This window comes from Dickeya ananatis (assembly GCF_019464615.1).
In the GTDB taxonomy this organism is placed as follows: Bacteria; Pseudomonadota; Gammaproteobacteria; order Enterobacterales; family Enterobacteriaceae; genus Dickeya; species Dickeya oryzae.
This window is the reverse complement of record NZ_CP040816.1, coordinates 3,071,107-3,087,890: the sequence shown is the minus strand read 5'-3', so window position 1 is coordinate 3,087,890 and position 16,784 is coordinate 3,071,107. Positions and strand designations below refer to the sequence as shown.

The 16,784-nt window shown below is 51.7% G+C and carries 16 protein-coding genes; 4 read left to right on the top strand and 12 right to left on the bottom strand.

Annotation, left to right across the window (positions count from 1 at the left end):
- Positions 1 to 3: 3 nt before the first annotated feature.
- Together ispA and xseB are read right to left on the bottom strand one after the other, a co-directional pair.
- Complete coding sequence (gene ispA, locus FGI04_RS13610; RefSeq protein ID WP_407336865.1) at positions 4 to 915, bottom strand: (2E,6E)-farnesyl diphosphate synthase; 912 nt, start codon at positions 913 to 915, stop codon at positions 4 to 6.
- The gene (gene xseB / locus FGI04_RS13605) at positions 912 to 1,160 is read right to left on the bottom strand and encodes an exodeoxyribonuclease VII small subunit (protein WP_012883745.1); all 249 of its coding nucleotides are present in this window, start codon (positions 1,158 to 1,160) and stop codon (positions 912 to 914) included. Before xseB ends, ispA begins: the two co-directional genes overlap by 4 nt.
- 266 nt (positions 1,161 to 1,426) lie before the next feature.
- Here xseB and thiI point away from each other — a divergent pair, with 266 nt between their 5' ends.
- Positions 1,427 to 2,875: a tRNA uracil 4-sulfurtransferase ThiI gene (gene thiI / locus FGI04_RS13600; protein WP_407273091.1), complete on the top strand. Its 1,449-nt coding sequence runs from the start codon at positions 1,427 to 1,429 to the stop codon at positions 2,873 to 2,875.
- Between the two features lie 69 nt (positions 2,876 to 2,944).
- Here thiI and yajL read toward each other — a convergent pair whose 3' ends face one another.
- Positions 2,945 to 3,541: a protein deglycase YajL gene (gene yajL, locus FGI04_RS13595; protein WP_407336864.1), complete on the bottom strand. Its 597-nt coding sequence runs from the start codon at positions 3,539 to 3,541 to the stop codon at positions 2,945 to 2,947.
- A complete protein-coding gene (gene panE, locus FGI04_RS13590) occupies positions 3,504 to 4,424 on the bottom strand; it encodes a 2-dehydropantoate 2-reductase (protein ID WP_342699433.1) in 921 nt (306 codons plus the stop codon). The genes yajL and panE overlap by 38 nt, the downstream gene beginning before the upstream one ends.
- Positions 4,425 to 4,622: 198 nt before the next feature.
- Between panE and FGI04_RS13585 the strand changes: the two genes are divergently transcribed.
- A complete protein-coding gene (locus tag FGI04_RS13585) occupies positions 4,623 to 5,114 on the top strand; it encodes a YajQ family cyclic di-GMP-binding protein (protein ID WP_342699434.1) in 492 nt (163 codons plus the stop codon).
- A 147-nt stretch (positions 5,115 to 5,261) separates the two neighbouring features.
- Here FGI04_RS13585 and FGI04_RS13580 read toward each other — a convergent pair whose 3' ends face one another.
- From FGI04_RS13580 to FGI04_RS13545, 8 genes are all read right to left on the bottom strand, one after another.
- A complete protein-coding gene (locus FGI04_RS13580; protein WP_407336862.1) occupies positions 5,262 to 6,635 on the bottom strand; it encodes an MFS transporter in 1,374 nt (457 codons plus the stop codon).
- A 159-nt stretch (positions 6,636 to 6,794) separates the two neighbouring features.
- Positions 6,795 to 7,685: a heme o synthase gene (gene cyoE / locus FGI04_RS13575; RefSeq protein ID WP_023639160.1), complete on the bottom strand. Its 891-nt coding sequence runs from the start codon at positions 7,683 to 7,685 to the stop codon at positions 6,795 to 6,797.
- Between the two features lie 16 nt (positions 7,686 to 7,701).
- A complete protein-coding gene (locus FGI04_RS13570) occupies positions 7,702 to 8,034 on the bottom strand; it encodes a cytochrome o ubiquinol oxidase subunit IV (RefSeq protein WP_016942081.1) in 333 nt (110 codons plus the stop codon).
- Complete coding sequence (locus FGI04_RS13565) at positions 8,034 to 8,648, bottom strand: cytochrome o ubiquinol oxidase subunit III (RefSeq protein WP_038903671.1); 615 nt, start codon at positions 8,646 to 8,648, stop codon at positions 8,034 to 8,036. The genes FGI04_RS13570 and FGI04_RS13565 overlap by 1 nt, the downstream gene beginning before the upstream one ends.
- A complete protein-coding gene (gene cyoB, locus FGI04_RS13560) occupies positions 8,638 to 10,629 on the bottom strand; it encodes a cytochrome o ubiquinol oxidase subunit I (protein ID WP_342699436.1) in 1,992 nt (663 codons plus the stop codon). The genes FGI04_RS13565 and cyoB overlap by 11 nt, the downstream gene beginning before the upstream one ends.
- Before the next feature lie 19 nt (positions 10,630 to 10,648).
- Positions 10,649 to 11,599, bottom strand: a complete 951-nt coding sequence (cyoA, locus tag FGI04_RS13555) for a cytochrome o ubiquinol oxidase subunit II (protein WP_016942079.1) — start codon at positions 11,597 to 11,599, stop codon at positions 10,649 to 10,651.
- A gap of 514 nt (positions 11,600 to 12,113) precedes the next feature.
- Entirely contained in the window at positions 12,114 to 13,583 is a 1,470-nt protein-coding gene (gene ampG / locus FGI04_RS13550; RefSeq protein WP_407321023.1) for a muropeptide MFS transporter AmpG, read from the bottom strand.
- A 57-nt stretch (positions 13,584 to 13,640) separates the two neighbouring features.
- Entirely contained in the window at positions 13,641 to 14,219 is a 579-nt protein-coding gene (locus FGI04_RS13545) for a lipoprotein (RefSeq protein WP_012883757.1), read from the bottom strand.
- Between the two features lie 351 nt (positions 14,220 to 14,570).
- Here FGI04_RS13545 and bolA point away from each other — a divergent pair, with 351 nt between their 5' ends.
- Positions 14,571 to 14,885, top strand: a complete 315-nt coding sequence (gene bolA / locus FGI04_RS13540) for a transcriptional regulator BolA (RefSeq protein ID WP_407273094.1) — start codon at positions 14,571 to 14,573, stop codon at positions 14,883 to 14,885.
- Positions 14,886 to 15,246: 361 nt separating this feature from the next.
- Complete coding sequence (gene tig / locus FGI04_RS13535) at positions 15,247 to 16,551, top strand: trigger factor (RefSeq protein WP_168365131.1); 1,305 nt, start codon at positions 15,247 to 15,249, stop codon at positions 16,549 to 16,551.
- Positions 16,552 to 16,784 lie beyond the last annotated feature (233 nt).

The following is a 16,784-nucleotide window of genomic DNA, read 5'->3' as shown; positions in this document are numbered from 1 at the left end:
AAATTATTTATCGCGTTCAACGACATAGCTCGCCAGCGCTCGCAGTGGAGCAACAGCTGCGGGCTTGTCCAGCGTGTCTTCCAGTTCATTCAGTGCCGAGAGTGATTCTTTGCACAATTCCTGGGCTTTTTGTTTGGCTTGCTCCAGACCCAGTAACGCCGGGTAGGTGCTTTTACCGAGTTGTTGGTCAGCACCCTGGCGTTTGCCGGTAGTGGCGCTATCGCCAATCACATCGAGAATATCGTCTTGCACCTGAAAGGCCAGGCCGATCGCGTTGGCATAACGATCAAGGTAAGGCAGAGCAAGACGCCCACGCTCACCGGCAGCCAGAGCACCCAACCGTACCGAAGCACGAATCAGCGCCCCGGTTTTGTGGCGATGGATACGTTCCAGTGTTTGCAAATCGACCTGATGGCCTTCCGCTTCCAGATCCAGCGCCTGACCGCCGCACATGCCTGCCACGCCACTGGCGCTGGCCAGTTCGGAGATCATCGCCAGTCGGTCGCGGTCGCTGACCTGTGGCATCGGGGCGTCAGCCAGAATGGAAAACGCCAGCGTTTGCAGGGCATCACCTGCCAAAATCGCCTTATCTTCGCCAAACCTGACATGGCAGGTTGGCTGCCCGCGCCGTAGATCGTCATCGTCCATGGCGGGTAAGTCATCGTGGATCAGAGAATAGGCGTGAATACATTCAACAGCCGCCGCCGGTGCATCAAGGCTGTCTGGCGAGACCGCGAATAACTGGCCGGTGGTATAAACCAGAAACGGTCGTAGCCGCTTGCCCCCCAACAGTGCGCCATGCGCCATCGCTTCCACCAGTGGACTACTCTGAAAAGGCAGGCTGGAAATGAAATGGTTAAGTGCGGCGTCGATACGCTGATGATGCGCTGCAAGCTGCTTGAGAAAATCTGTCATAACGGCTCATTATCCGGCGTAAAAGGTGTCAGGGCGGTATCGGGATCGTCATTGAGCAGAATCTGAACGCGCTGTTCAGCCTGCTGCAATTTTACTTGTCCCTGACGTGCAAGCTGGACACCCTGTTCAAAGGCATTCAATGCCTCTTCCAATGGAAGCTCGCCCGACTCCAGACGCGACACAATCTGTTCCAGTTCGGCGAGTGAGCTTTCAAAGCTGACGGGTTGTTCAGTTTTTTTCGGCATATTCGTTTCCGGATCCTGTTTATACGCGCCTGTCGGCGCCGACGCCACCGGATTGTCACGGTAAGCGCCCTTATGGTGCGCAATTATGCGCTTAATCTGCGCAGCTTACCGCAATATGGTGGTATACTCCGCGCCCTGGATGCTATTGGTAACGCTACCCGGTTCGGGATAGTTTTACCAATAACGTAACTTTAGCGCTCAGGGTACCCGCGTGTTGTCCGCGTACCCGTGTTTCACGCCTTCAGAATTAACTAACGATAGCCGCCATGAAGTTTATCATTAAATTGTTCCCGGAAATCACCATCAAAAGCCAATCTGTGCGGTTGCGCTTTATAAAAATCCTTACCGGTAACATTCGTAACGTTTTAAAACAGTATGATGAAACGCTGGCGGTTGTCCGTCACTGGGATCATATCGAGGTTCGTGCCAAAGAAGAAAGTCAGCGCGTGGTAATACGTGATGCGTTGACACGTATCCCCGGCATTCATCATATCCTTGAGGTGGAAGACTGCGCCTATACCGATATCCACCATATTTTTGAACAAACGTTGGCCACTTACCGTGATCAACTGGAAGGGAAGACATTCTGTGTGCGGGTGAAACGTCGTGGTAAACACGATTTCAGCTCTCAGGATGTGGAGCGTTATGTCGGCGGCGGGTTGAATCAGCATATTGAGAGCGCACGGGTTAACCTGACTGCGCCTCAGGTCACGGTGCATTTGGAAATTGACCAGGATCGCCTGTTGCTGATCAAAGGCCGCTATGAAGGCATCGGTGGTTTCCCGATCGGTACCCAGGAAGATGTGTTGTCGCTGATTTCTGGCGGGTTCGACTCCGGTGTTTCCAGCTATATGCTGATGCGTCGTGGCTGCCGGGTTCACTACTGCTTCTTCAATCTTGGTGGGGCAGCGCACGAAATCGGCGTACGTCAGGTCGCGCATTATCTGTGGAACCGATTTGGCAGTTCACACCGGGTGCGTTTTGTCGCGATTGATTTCGAGCCGGTAGTCGGTGAAATCCTGGAAAAGGTGGACGACGGCCAAATGGGCGTGGTACTCAAGCGCATGATGGTGCGTGCCGCGTCGCAGATTGCCGAACGGTATGGCGTGCAAGCGCTGGTCACCGGCGAAGCGCTGGGGCAGGTATCCAGCCAGACGCTGACCAACCTGCGTCTGATTGATAACGCCTCGGACACCCTTATCCTGCGGCCGCTGATCTCTCACGACAAAGAACACATTATTCGTCTGGCGCGGGAGCTGGGTACGGAAGATTTTGCCAAAACCATGCCTGAGTATTGCGGCGTGATCTCCAAAAGCCCGACGGTGAAGGCGGTGAAAGCCAAAATCGAGCACGAAGAAAGTCTGTTTGATTTCGCGATTCTCGACCGCGTCGTGTCGCAGGCGCGCAACATCGACATCCGCGAGATTGCTGAACAAACTCAGCAGACGGTAACCGAAGTGGAAACTGTCGATGCCTTTGCCGTAAGCGATATTCTGCTGGATATTCGCTCACCCGATGAGCAGGATGAACACCCGTTGGCAGTGGAGCACGTTGAGGTAAAATCGCTGCCGTTCTATAAACTGGGGACACAGTTCGGCGATTTGGATCAGAGTAAAACCTATCTGTTGTATTGCGAGCGTGGGGTGATGAGCCGTTTGCAGGCGTTGTACCTGCGTGAGCAGGGGTTCAATAACGTTAAGGTCTATCGTCCCTGAGGCAAGGTCCTGCGTTCGCTGCCAGCAAAAAGCGCCATCATCCGGCGCTTTTTGTTTTTGTACGGCAGATCAGGCTGGGTCCTGATAATTGTAGATCCCCGGCGGCAGAACCAGTTGTGCAGCGATTTCTGCGGCTTTGCTCTTACCCAGTAACAGATCGATAAGCTTCAGCGCGAAGTCGATACTGGTCCCCGGACCCTGACTGGTCAGCAGATTGACGCGTGGGTCGAATACCACCCGTTTTTCCAGCCATTTTTCTGGTGAAATCTGCTCTTTCAGTGTGGGGTAACCGGTCATATTGCCGACAGGAAACAAGTGGTGATGCTCCAGCACTACGGCAGGTGAAGCGCAGATCGCCGCGACGATTTTTCCTTCCTGATGGGTTTGGCGCAGGCGTTCAACCAGCAACGGGCTGTCACGAAAACACTCAGCACCTTGCAGACCACCGGGTAACACGACGGCATCAAAGTCATGATCGGCGACGGCGACCAGCGGCGCATCAGCAAGCAGTTTCACACCACGGGAACAGGTGATCTCTGTGTTGCCATCGCTCGCGACGCTGGCCGTGGTGACGCGGATCCCCGCCCTGACCAGCAGGTCGATGGTGGTCACGGCTTCGATTTCTTCGCTACCAGGCGCCAGACAGACCAGAACCGAGGCGGTCATATTCATTCTCCTTTCGTTTGATATAGTCGAACAGGCGGTTGTTTTCCGGCAGGGCGAGTCCGTGGGCGCGAGCGCGACGCAGCAGGTAACCGGTGATGTAGTCGATTTCCGTATGACGCTGCGCCAGCACGTCCTGACGCATTGACGATGTGTTAGCCGCCGTGTTCTGAATGATTTGATTCACATAAAGTAGCAGGCTCTCCGACGAGGTGTGGAAGCCTTCGCGGTCCATGACCAGCGCCACTTCCTGGCAGAGTGTGGCTATTCTTTCCGGATAAGCCTGTAATTCGCCGTTGGTACACTGATACTGCACGGTCAGCGGATTGATGACGCAATTGGCGGCCAGTTTCAGCCAGCAGGTTGCCGCAATATGATTGTGCCAGGCAACGTCAGGCAGCGCCTGATGCAGTGTTTCAGCCAACTGGCTTTGTTCTTCCTCGCGGTGTGTGGTACGTCCAAGCGAACCGATGTGGGTTACGCCTGCCGCGACGTGTACCACTGTTGAGACGTCACGCCGCGCAGCATGTGTGGTGACACCTAATAACAACGGTTGGCTGATTGGCGGCAGTTCTTCCCAGGTCCCCATTCCGTTATGCAACAATAAAATAGTACAGTCGGGACGTAGCCGAGGAAGCAGGGTGACAAGCGCATCGGAGACTTGCCACGCCTTTAGCGTGACCAGCAGTAATTCACTTTGCGCCAGATGTTCTGCGTTGTTGGCTGCCAGATTAAGGTTACAACGCTCACCGCTGAGCATCGTAACGTTAATCTGGCAGGAGACTTGCGGAATACGCAACCAGCCTTGTACATCATGCCCTTGCTGATGTAACGCATTAAGCCAGAGTTGACCGATGGCGCCACAGCCAAGAACGGTAATTTTCATCCACACTTTCCTTTATCGGGCCAGCTTGTGTCTGTCCGGACTGTCATCTTTCCGACCTATCATCTTTCCTGCCTATCATAAAGTATTCTGCTGCTGTCTGCCGCTGCTTGTCGCCACGAAGACGGTAAGGTCGGTGAAGTTTGCTTATTGGGCGTGAGCGGTTATCATGCTCGGCAGCTATTGTCAGGAGAAAAAATTATGCCATCTTTCGATATTGTTTCGGAAATCGATATGCAGGAAGTCCGCAATGCGGTGGAAAACGCGACCCGTGAACTGGGTACTCGCTGGGATTTTCGTAATGTGCCTGCCAGCTTTGAGCTGAATGAAAAAGCACAAACCATCAAGGCGACCAGCGAATCAGATTTTCAGGTTAAGCAATTGATTGAAATCATAAGGGAAAAGCTGGCAAAGCGCGGAATTGAGGGCGGTTCGCTGGATATCCCTGAAGAGATGGAACACAGTGGCAAAACCTACAGTGTGGAAGCGAAGCTCAAGCAAGGCATTGAAACTACGCTGGCGAAGAAAATCGTTAAACTGATTAAAGACAGCAAGCTCAAAGTGCAGGCCCAGATCCAGGGTGAACAGGTCCGCGTCACCGGGAAATCCCGCGATGATCTGCAAGGTGTGATTGCGCTGGTGCGTGGTGCTGATTTGGGGCAACCTTTTCAGTTTAACAACTTCCGTGATTAAACTGGCTGCTGATCTGGCAGTGATACGCTAAATATTTAAAGGCACCGAAATGGTGCCTTTGGTTTTTTAATCGACGAGGTGGTTTGGGGGGCCTCATTGACGGCATGACGGTTGTTCTTCTATGGGCGGTTAGCCTCTCAGGCAAGGTTAGCCAGCCGTCTGACCGATGAGCTGTTCCAACTGCTGCCGATTGGTTTTGCTGCGATCAATTTTCACATAGGCGCTAAGTTCGTCCGGTACTATCACCACATCTGCCACACCAGGATGCTGCTGCAGTTTATCGGACAGCTTAGTATCACGTAGCGCTTCATCCGGTAGGGTAATGCGCAGGCTACTCAGATACGGTGGTTCCTGCATGGTGACGCTGATCAATAACCAGACTACCCCCAGCAATGCGCCCACACTGAATACCAGTGACGCGCCATGCAGGTCATACAGCGCGCCGCCAAGACTACCGCCAATCGCTACCCCCATAAATTGGGTGGTGGAATAAACCCCCATGGCAGTACCTTTGTAGCCTGCTGGCGACTCTTTGCTGATAAGGGATGGCAACAATGCTTCCATGACATTGAAGCCCAGAAAGAACAACTGAATACCGATAAAGAGTTGCCACAGTGCATGGTTGCCTGCTTGCAGCAAAACCAGCTCTGCGGCAATGATTATCATCACGCAAACAACGAACACCTGCTTCATGCGGCGTTTTACTTCTGCATAGATGACGAATGGCACCACGGCCGCGAACGATATCAGCATCGTGGTCAGATAGACTTTCCAGTGGTCCTGCGGCGCCAGACCTGCTTGTTCCATGACTCTCGGTAAAGCGACAAAGCTCGACATCAGCAGAATGTGCAGGCACATGATGCTGAAGTTGAGTTTTAACAGGCGAGGATTGGCCAGCACTTTGGCGACACCGCCACGCACGATGGCAGATTCACGGTTAAGCACATGGTAAGGGGCAGAGGGAATGACTGCCAGCGTGATGACGACAGCCAGCAGTGCCAGCAGCGCAATTCCCCAAAACAGCGCATTCAGCCCTAACGCATGGGTAACAATCGGGCCGACTACCATGGCGATAGCAAACGTAATGCCGAAGCTGACACCAATAAACGCCATAGCTTTGGTGCGGTTTTGTTCACGAGTTAAGTCTGACAGCAGCGCCATGACCGCAGCAGAAATCGCCCCGGAGCCCTGCAAAGCACGACCCAGAATAATCCCCCAAATGGAATGGCTGAGTGCGGCGATGACACTACCCAGCACAAATATCAGTAAGCCGCCAACAATGAGCGGTTTGCGACCAATACGGTCAGACATGAGCCCGAATGGGATTTGAAAAACCGCCTGCATCAAGCCATAAATACCGATGGCAATGCCAATCAGTGACTCGCTGGCGCCCTGCAGAGCCATACCGTAGGTGGTGAGTACCGGGAGCACCATAAACATGCCGAGCATGCGAAGTGAAAAAACCAGACCCAGTCCCCATGTTGCCCGCTGTTCAATCGGGGTCATGCGATTATCGTTCATTGCTACCTCTGATAATTTATCAGCGCTATTTTAGTGTCCGTGCCAGAAGGCGTAAACGACGGGTTTGTTTCCGTATTTGGCAAAGCAGGGGAGGGGAGATAAAAAAACAGACGGGCAAGCCCGTCTGTCTGGTCGTATAGGTCGTATAGACTGATGAGATCAGTGCAGGTAGGTCAGCAGCGTGTCCTGCATCGGTGTCATGGAATCGACTGACATCATGACGCTCAATGACGTAATCGCGACAATAGAGAACAAGAACAGCTTTTTGGCCCAGGCACGATCGTCGTTCGGACGTTTGTAGCCGGATAACGCCATGCCAAGCCACCAGACGCTGACCGCCGCGGCCACCACCAGGTATTTGTAACCAGCATAACCGCCCAGCGATAGCATCAATGTGGCAATCATAAACGCCAGGATATACAGCGTAATATGGTGCTTCGCGACTGAAATGCCTTTGACGACCGGTAACACCGGAATATTCGCCGCCTGATAATCTTTGAAGCGGAAAATCGCAATGGCGTAAGAGTGTGGCATCTGCCACAAACTGAAAATCAGCAGCAGGATGAGTGCACCAGCATCAAACTGATTACTCACAGCGCAGTAGCCGATAACCGGCGGTGCTGCACCGGACAGACTGCCAATCAACGTGCCATAAACCGAATGGCGCTTCATGTACAGACTGTAAACACCGACATATACCACAAACCCCATCACCGCCAGCCACATGGCCAGCGGATTTGCCGCAAGATACAGTAACGCGAAGCCAGCAATACCTAACAGCGAAGCATAAACCAGCGTATTTTTAAGCGGAATCAGCCCCTTAACCAGAGCCCGATTCTTGGTCCTCTCCATTTTTTTGTCGATGTCACGATCGATAACGTTGTTAAAGACGCAACCAGATGCAACAACCAGCGATACCCCGATCAGGGTCGCGACAAACAGTGGATAGTTAATGGTGCCTTTGGCTGCCAGTAAAAATCCACCGATAACGGAAATCAGGTTGCCAAAAATAATGCCGGGTTTGGTGACCTGCAGGTATTGCTTAATCATCATGTAAAAGGCTCGGTTACTGAATCATCATATTGTGGTGCGCGTTCATCATGATCCAAATGGATCCCACCACCACAATTGCGATAATCAGGGCGGTAAACACGATGGCTACCAGATTCCAGCGCTCTTCTGATGAGGTGTTGAGATGCAGGAAGTACACCAGATGAACCAGGATCTGGATAACAGCGCAACCCAGCACGGTTAACAGAATGGCGCTATGGGACGCCGAACCATTCATCACCAGACCGAATGGAATGACGGTCAGGATGATGGACAGGACGAAACCAATCAGATAGGACTTCACGCTACCGTGGCTGGCGCCTGCATGATCGTGTGTGGAATGACTCATTACATCGCCCCCATCAGATAAACAACAGTGAAGACACAAATCCATACCACATCAAGGAAGTGCCAGAACAAGCTCAGGCACATCAGACGGGTTTTGTTCGTGCTGGTCAGGCCATATTTCGTTACCTGAGTCATCATGATGGCGATCCAGATAAGGCCTGAAGTCACGTGGATACCGTGAGTACCAACCAGCGCGAAGAAGGAAGACAGGAATGCACTGCGGTCAGGGCCTGCACCTTCTACGATCAGGTGGTGGAATTCATAGACTTCCATCCCGATAAACACCAGTCCGAACAGGAAGGTCAGACCCAGCCAGGCGTTAACCTGGCTCTTGTTACCTTTGTTCATGGCAATCATCGCCATGCCGTAAGTAATACTACTAAACAGCAGTGCGAAGGTTTCCACCAGCACGAACTTCAGATCGAACAGTTCTTTGCCCGTTGGGCCGCCAGCGGTACCGTTCACCAGAACGGAGTAGGTGGCGAACAACATCCCAAACAGGATGCAGTCGCTCATCAGGTAGATCCAGAAACCGAAAACCTTATTGGAACCGGTGTCGTGGTGCCCATGCTCGGCATGGGCTGTGTTGTGATGAGTTAACGTATCAGTGGACATTTTTCACACCTGCCTTGCTGAGTTTATCGAAGTTTTGATTTTCGATGTGTTCGACCTCGTTAACCGGCACGTAGTAGTCCACGTCCTGATTAAAGCTGTGGGCTATCCAGGTTACAATCATGCCCACAAAACCGATGATCGCCAGCCACCAGATGTACCAGATCATCGCAAAACCAAATACCAGGCTGAATGCGGAGATGATTACGCCCGCACCGGTATTTCTCGGCATATGAATTTCTTCATACTGTGCCGGTTTGCGATAGGCTTCACCTTTTTCCTTCATTTCCCAGAACGCGTCGCGCTCCTGAATATGCGGCACGATGGCGAAGTTATAGAACGGCGGTGGTGAAGATGTTGCCCATTCCAGCGTGCGAGCATCCCACGGGTCGCCAGTCAGATCGCGGTTTTGATCGCGGTCGCGGATACTGACGGCAAACTGGATAATCTGGCACAGCACGCCGAGTGCAATCAGACCGGCACCGACGGAAGCGACCACCAGCAGCGGGTGGAATTCCGGGTTGATCTGCTGGCTCAGACGACGCGTCATCCCCATGAAGCCCAGTGCGTACAGCGGCATAAAGGCAACGAAGAAGCCAATGATCCAGAACCAGAAGGCGCGTTTACCCCAGGTTTCATTCAGCTTGAAGCCAAATGCTTTCGGGAACCAGTAAGTGATACCGGCAAAGCAGCCAAATACCACGCCGCCGATGATCACGTTATGGAAGTGAGCGATCAGGAACAGACTGTTATGCAGTACAAAGTTTGCGCCCGGAACGGCCAGCAGTACCCCAGTCATACCACCGATGGAGAAGGTGATGATGAAACCGGTGGTCCACAGCATGGCAGAATGCGGTTGAATGCGCCCTTGGTACATGGTGAACAGCCAGTTGAAGATTTTAACCCCGGTCGGGATTGAAATAATCATCGTCGCTATACCGAAGAAGGCGTTGACGTTGGCTCCAGAACCCATGGTAAAGAAGTGGTGCAGCCAAACGATGAACGACAGGACGGTAATCGCGATGGTTGCCCATACCAGTGAGGTATAGCCAAACAAGCGTTTTTTACAGAAGGTTGCCACCACTTCGGAGTAAATACCGAAAACCGGTAGCACCAGGATGTACACTTCCGGATGGCCCCAGGCCCAAATCAGGTTGATGTACATCATCATGTTGCCACCCATGTCATTGGTAAAGAAATGGGTGCCGAGGTAACGGTCCAGCGTCAGTAGCGCAATGGTCACCGTCAGAATCGGAAACGCAGCAATAATCAGTATGTTGGTGCACAGCGCCGTCCAGGTAAACACCGGCATTTTCATCAGGGTCATGCCAGGCGCGCGCATTTTCATGATGGTGGCAAAGAAGTTAACACCAGTCAGCGTCGTACCAACACCGGAAATCTGGAGACTCCATATCCAGTAGTCTACCCCCACACCAGGACTGTACTCCTTACCCGACAACGGCGGATAGGCTACCCAACCGGTCTGGGCGAATTCCCCGATACCCAACGACAGGTTGATCAGGATAACGCCGGCAACAAACAGCCAGAAGCTCAGTGAGTTCAGGAAGGGGAAGGCCACATCACGTGCGCCGATCTGCAAAGGCACCGCCAGGTTCATCAGACCGACGACAAACGGCGTTGCCACGAAGAAAATCATGATAACGCCATGCGCGGTGAAGATCTGGTCATAGTGGTGAGGGGTAAGGAAACCCGCTTCACCAGCGGAAGCCAGCACTTGCTGACCACGCATCATCACGGCATCAGCAAAGCCACGCAGCATCATCACCAAGCCGACGATGATGTACATGATACCGATTTTCTTATGGTCCACAGAGGTGAACCACTCGGACCACAGCCATTTCCATTTACCGAAATAGGTAACGGCAGCCAGCAGCGCCAATCCACCTACAATGATTGCCGCCACCGTGACCATGATAATCGGCTCATGGTAGGGGATCGCATCAAGAGTTAATTTTCCGAACATCGTTTATCCCTCGACTCCTTTAATGAGAGGAGTGCTCGCTCATGTTCATGCCCTGGTGATTCTGCATGCCTTCTTCTTTTTTAGGCTCGCCTTCAGCACCATGCTGCATGTTCATGTTGTTGCCAATGAATTTGGTAATGATCTGGCGGAACAAATCAGGTTGTACCTGAGAGTAGTACTCTACCGGATGGTACTCGGTAGGCTGTGCCAGTTTGTTAAAGTCATTCATCGTGCTCAGCGTTTTGGATGACTTGCGTACATTCTCAACCCATTGGTCAAAGGCTTGCTGATCCGGGGTCGCAATGGCGGTGAACTTCATGCCAGAGAACCCTTGGCCACTGTAACCGCCAGAGATACCGTCGTATTTACCGGGCTCGTTGGCGATCAAGTGCAACTGGGTTTGCATGCCGGCCATGGCGTAGATCTGACCACCAAGACGCGGGATAAAGAAGGAGTTCATCACCGTGTCGGATGTAATCTTGAAATTGACCGGAACATTGGTCGGGAATGCCAGTTCATTGACCGTGGCGATGCCAAGATCCGGGTAAATGAACAACCATTTCCAATCAAGAGACACCACTTCAACATTAATGGGTTTGACCGTGGAATCCAGAGGCTTATACGGATCAAGCGAATGGGTAGTTTTCCAGGTGATCGTCCCAAGGATGAGGATAATGATGATAGGGACCGTCCAGACAACGGCTTCGATTTTGTTTGAGTGCGACCAGTTTGGCGTGTACTTCGCTTTTTCGTTGGAGGCTCTGAACTTCCAGGCGAAGGCAATCGTCATAATGATCACCGGGATAACAACGATCAGCATCAAACCGAGTGCTGTCAGTATCAACGAACGTTGCTCTAACCCGACTTGTCCTTTGGGGTTCATCAATGCCATATCGCAACCACTAAGAAGCAGTGTGGTGGCGATTAAAGACAACATCCCAAAAATTTTATTGTATTTCCTGAGTCTCATCTAGCGACCTCAATTACAAGGGCTCTATTGTCATTTCACGCGAGCGGGCATTTTACGGGAAGGTTACCGCACTGTAAACATCATTAAAGAGATGTCAGTCCGCTGTTTACAAATTTTGCCTGACCTGTCACACGTGAGCTACATTTTACAAAATTACTTTTAAAAACAGTGGGTAAACCGCCTACAGAAAAAGTATGTATCGCTTTTCAGGAATTACAACTCTTCCTGAATATTATTTTATCTTGGCGTTAATATTTTGTTTCTGTAACGTTGCGTAAATTAATGTGGGCGACAGGATTTATTAAAGACAACGAAATAAATGTTTTTTGCCGTATGTCTGGAGAGAAAAATAATTTAATAAAGTGATCATAGATAATGAGGGTGTGTTTTTTAGCGATATCGCTTACCTGCCTCAGGCGATGAAGTAGGCGATTGCCCCTGCCTTATCCTGACAGATGAACGTATGAGGCAGTACATAACCGTGTTTACACGTCATCGCTTTGTGTTGTCAGGTTTACCGGCGCTGTAAGGACAGGTAATCAAGCAGAGCACCTAGCAAAATCGCCATTGCTGCTCCTGTTGCGCCTGCCGCCATCAGTATGTTTTTGGAAAATTCGCTCTGCAGCCAGCCCAATCCCAGCATGCCCCAGACAAGCAAGCCACCGACAAACACAATACAACCGATGAAGAACAGACGGGACGCCAATAGATAAAGGTGTGGGTAGGCGTTACGACGCAAAAATTCGCCACCTGATTGCACTTGTTCTAATGATGAACGACAGATATTCAGCAGAAGGAGTCCTGGGATAGCGATGATGATGGAAAACAGATAAAACCAGGCCCACCCATACAGTTCTACAAACCAGCCAGCAATAGGACCGACATAAACCCGCCCCACAGCCGACAGTGCGGACAACAAGGCGAACTGGGTGGCGGAAAATGATTTGTTACAAAGCGTCATTAATAGCGCCACAAACGCGGCTGTCCCCATGCCACCACACAGGTTTTCCAGGAACACCGCGCAGGCCATGGTGAACAGGTGTTTATCGGTGATGGCTAGCAGCCAGTAACCGGCATTCGAGACTGCCTGCAGCAGGCCGAACAGCATCAATGACCGAAATAACGTCCAGCGCTGCATCAACACACCGCCGTACAGCGCGCCGATAATGGTGGCGAACAAGCCCAGTGTCTTATTGACCAACCCGACATCGCCCGGATTGAAGCCGACTCCGCGAATTAAAAAAGGGGTGCTGAGGCTGACGGCAAACGCATCCCCCAGTTTGTACAACACAATCAGCAGTAAAATTAGCCAGGCATTATCGCGGCCGAAAAAATCTTTCAGTGGCGCTAATACCGCCTGCTCCAGCGAGCGAGGGGCCGGTTCGCTCACGGCTGGCTCCGGCGACAGCCAGGTTGCCAGTGTGCACAGTAATAAAAGACCGGCCATTAGCCAGTAGGTGGCATGCCAGCCGAGAAAACGATCGGCTATCCATAATGCCAACCCGCCGGAAACCAGCATCGCCAGGCGATAACCCAAAACAGAAATCGCTGCGCCGCTGCCACGTTCTTCTGGCGGCAACAAATCGGTTTTATACGCATCAAACACAATGTCCTGTGAGGCGGAACAGAATGCGATGATGACCGCCAGTAGCGCCAGCCACCATAAATGATGCGATGGATCTACCGTGCCGATGGCGATGATGGTGGCTACCAGCAACAACTGTGTGACCAGCAGCCAGCCACGCCGACGCCCCATAAACGGCGGCGTGTAGCGATCCATCAGTGGTGACCACAAAAACTTGAAGACATACGCCTGCCCCACCAGAGAAAAGAACCCGATGGTTTTCAGGTCCACGTTTTCCACCGTCATCCACGCCTGCAACGTACCGGAGGTCAAGGCCAGTGGTAAACCAGAGGCGAACCCCAAAATCAGAAGAATGACACTGTTGCGTTCACGGAAAAGCGAGAAAAAGCGGCTGAGCATGCGAGGTCCTTTTCCCTTGCCCTGGGAGGGGCAAGGGAGGTGAGGCGGAATAAACCGTTACCGGGAGTTGGTTTTGATGAAGGTACTGATGCTGGTGTCCTGAGCCATATCACTGATGACATCGCTCAGCACCTGATTGACCGACTCGGTAATCTTGCTGTTAGTGGCGGTAAGCGCGCCTTGTACATTATAGCTGGCACGGTAGTTCTTGATTTGCTTATTACCGTTGGCGGCTTGTGCGATGATAGAAATATCAGCACGGGTGGTAATGTTGTAGCGCAGGTTCCCTTCGGAAACATCCGCATACAGCTTGTTAACCACCACTTGCAGTGCCACCGGTCCGCCAGTGCCTATCATGTAACCACGGGCAGACATCTGTTTCTCCAACACTTCCTGCAACAGGAACCGCAGGTCGCGCGATGGCATCAGCGTGATCAGTTGGCCGTCACGATTGACTCTGGCCAGTGACTGGTCGGCACGTTGGTCTGCGCCATTAATGCTGATAGTCACCCCCATCAGGGTTGGATCCTGTGACGGCAGGGCAATTTTCGGGGTGACATCCAGCGTGTTGCTTTTACTGGCGCATCCTGCCAGCACGAGTGCGGCGAACAACGGGAAAATGAATTTTTTTAACATGTGTGTCTTCTCGTCATAAAACGGTGGTTGGCGGATAAATATAGTTCGGTATCATATCATCGTCTTGGACAAGGGAAAGAGCAGAAAGTGGCCAGTATCCTGCTGAGCTTGCATCATTTTTTTCCATTGTGTTTGACGTGAAGGCTGTCTGGCACCGATGACTGGCATTTCGGCGAGATGCATTTCGGCGAGATGGCGAGATAGAGTGCACCTGCTGCCACAAACCCAGACTAGCGATAATTCCCATTAATAATCAAAAAATGACTGAAATTGAAGTGGATAAGCGTGCAGTCAGTAATAAAGGCCGCTTTGTCGAGAGCAATTTCACTGATACCTGAAAAAGGTCACCCTATGATTCGCGAAACGATAGAAGCTAAGTTGCGTACTGAATTTGAACCGCAACATATTGAAGTGATTAATGAAAGTTATCGCCATAATGTACCTGCTGGTTCGGAAAGCCATTTCAAAGTGGTGCTTGTCAGTGAGCATTTCTCGGGGGAGCGTGTCATCGGCCGTCATCGTGCGATTTATCGCGTATTGGCTGATGAACTGGCAGGCCCGGTTCATGCGTTGGCGTTGCATACCTATACTCCCCAGGAGTGGCTTGATTTACAAATGGCGGTGCCGTCTTCCCCGCCTTGCGGCGGCGCGGGGTTAGACCGCTGAAATCAAGTGTTTCTCTGCTTCTGTGAAGATGTGCATGACGGTGTGTGTATACCCGCTGGTGCATCACCGGTTGAGGACATTGCGGTAATAAAGGTGGTAATACTGGGCAGGGACAGGTGAAAAGTGTGAAAGTCCTCTGTCAATAGTCTGGTTACTCTCCTCGACTCGGTCTATTGATGCCGCTATAATGCCGCGTCTTATTTTCCGGAATGTATTCGGGACGCTTCTGACTATAGGGAACGGGTCCGCTAAAGTGGCCGTTCTGGTTCTGTGAGACTGTGATCAGCAAGGTTGCCCCAGGGCGCTTTATGAAAACGGCCTCTGAGGTTGACCGAGAACTGTGATTTTTTGAGGTAACAAGATGCAAGTTTCAGTTGAAACCACTCAAGGCCTTGGGCGCCGCGTAACGATTACTGTTGCTGCTGACAGCATTGAGAATGCCGTTAAGAGCGAACTGGTCAGTGTGGCTAAAAAAGTTCGTATCGACGGTTTCCGCAAAGGCAAAGTGCCGGCGAAAATTGTTGAACAGCGCTATGGCGCTTCCGTCCGTCAGGATGTACTGGGCGATCTGATGCAGCGTCACTTTGTTGATGCCATCATCAAAGAAAAAATCAATCCGGCTGGCGCACCGAACTATGTTCCGGGCGAATACCAGGTCGGTGGCGATTTCACCTACTCGGTAGAGTTCGAAGTTTATCCGGAAGTTGAGCTGAAAGGCCTGGACTCTATCGAAGTTGAAAAACCGCTGGTAGACGTGTCTGACGCTGACGTTGACGGCATGCTGGACACCCTGCGCAAACAGCAGGCGACCTGGAAAGACACTGATCGCGCTGCAGCGGCTGAAGACCGTGTAACCATCGATTTCACCGGTTCTGTTGGCGGTGAAGAGTTCGAAGGTGGCAAAGCATCTGATTTCGTACTGGCCATGGGGCAGGGTCGTATGATCCCAGGTTTTGAAGACGGCATCGTCGGTCACAAAGCCGGTGATGAATTCACTATCGATGTGAAATTCCCGGAAGATTACCACGCTGAAAACCTGAAAGGTCAGGACGCTAAGTTCGTTATCGTTCTGAAGAAAGTGGAAGAGCGTGAACTGCCGGAACTGACCGCTGATTTCATCAAACGTTTTGGCGTTGAAGACGGTTCTGTTGATGGCCTGCGCGCGGAAGTACGCAAAAACATGGAGCGTGAACTGAAAGGCGCTATCCGTAATCGCGTGAAGTCTCAGGTTATCGACGGTCTGGTTAAAGCCAATGAAATTGACGTACCGGCTGCATTGATCGACGGGGAAGTCGACGTACTGCGTCGTCAGGCGGCTCAGCGTTTCGGCGGTAACGAGAAGCAGGCTCTGGAACTGCCGCGTGAACTGTTCGAAGAACAAGCTAAACGCCGTGTCGTTGTTGGTTTGCTGCTGGGCGAAGTGATTGAGTCCCACGAGCTGAAAGCTGACGAAGATCGCGTTAACGCATTGATCGACGAAATCGCCTCCGCGTATGAAGATCCGCGTGAAGTGGTTGAGTACTACAAGAAAAACAAAGAAATGATGAACAACATGCGTAACGTCGCTCTGGAAGAGCAGGCGATCGAAGCGCTGTTGTCCAAAGCGAAAGTGGTAGAAAAATCAGTGAGCTTCAATGAGCTGATGAATCAGACGACCGCTGCCTGATTACGATTTTTACCTGATATCGTTTCTACAAAGCCCGCAGCCTGTGCTGTGGGCTTTTTCCTTCCTGGTACAGTAAACCGTTGGGCGTGCTGTCAGCTCCTGCCAAATCTGCACTATGATTAATAACGATTAATCAGGGCGTCATTCGATCTGCTTTCGGCGCAGGATATCGCTTTAACCGAAATGAATCACTGGTGTAATCTTGAAAAAGGATGCATCGGTCCCCAACTGGT

Bases quoted from the DNA above. Each gene is read 5' to 3' on its own strand.
- ispA (WP_407336865.1), bottom strand. From the start codon at position 915: ATGACAGATTTTCTCAAGCAGCTTGCAGCGCATCATCAGCGTATCGAC.
- xseB (WP_012883745.1), bottom strand. From the start codon at position 1,160: ATGCCGAAAAAAACTGAACAACCCGTCAGCTTTGAAAGCTCACTCGCC.
- thiI (WP_407273091.1), top strand. From the start codon at position 1,427: ATGAAGTTTATCATTAAATTGTTCCCGGAAATCACCATCAAAAGCCAA.
- yajL (WP_407336864.1), bottom strand. From the start codon at position 3,541: ATGACCGCCTCGGTTCTGGTCTGTCTGGCGCCTGGTAGCGAAGAAATC.
- panE (WP_342699433.1), bottom strand. From the start codon at position 4,424: ATGAAAATTACCGTTCTTGGCTGTGGCGCCATCGGTCAACTCTGGCTT.
- FGI04_RS13585 (WP_342699434.1), top strand. From the start codon at position 4,623: ATGCCATCTTTCGATATTGTTTCGGAAATCGATATGCAGGAAGTCCGC.
- FGI04_RS13580 (WP_407336862.1), bottom strand. From the start codon at position 6,635: ATGAACGATAATCGCATGACCCCGATTGAACAGCGGGCAACATGGGGA.
- cyoE (WP_023639160.1), bottom strand. From the start codon at position 7,685: ATGATTAAGCAATACCTGCAGGTCACCAAACCCGGCATTATTTTTGGC.
- FGI04_RS13570 (WP_016942081.1), bottom strand. From the start codon at position 8,034: ATGAGTCATTCCACACACGATCATGCAGGCGCCAGCCACGGTAGCGTG.
- FGI04_RS13565 (WP_038903671.1), bottom strand. From the start codon at position 8,648: ATGTCCACTGATACGTTAACTCATCACAACACAGCCCATGCCGAGCAT.
- cyoB (WP_342699436.1), bottom strand. From the start codon at position 10,629: ATGTTCGGAAAATTAACTCTTGATGCGATCCCCTACCATGAGCCGATT.
- cyoA (WP_016942079.1), bottom strand. From the start codon at position 11,599: ATGAGACTCAGGAAATACAATAAAATTTTTGGGATGTTGTCTTTAATC.
- ampG (WP_407321023.1), bottom strand. From the start codon at position 13,583: ATGCTCAGCCGCTTTTTCTCGCTTTTCCGTGAACGCAACAGTGTCATT.
- FGI04_RS13545 (WP_012883757.1), bottom strand. From the start codon at position 14,219: ATGTTAAAAAAATTCATTTTCCCGTTGTTCGCCGCACTCGTGCTGGCA.
- bolA (WP_407273094.1), top strand. From the start codon at position 14,571: ATGATTCGCGAAACGATAGAAGCTAAGTTGCGTACTGAATTTGAACCG.
- tig (WP_168365131.1), top strand. From the start codon at position 15,247: ATGCAAGTTTCAGTTGAAACCACTCAAGGCCTTGGGCGCCGCGTAACG.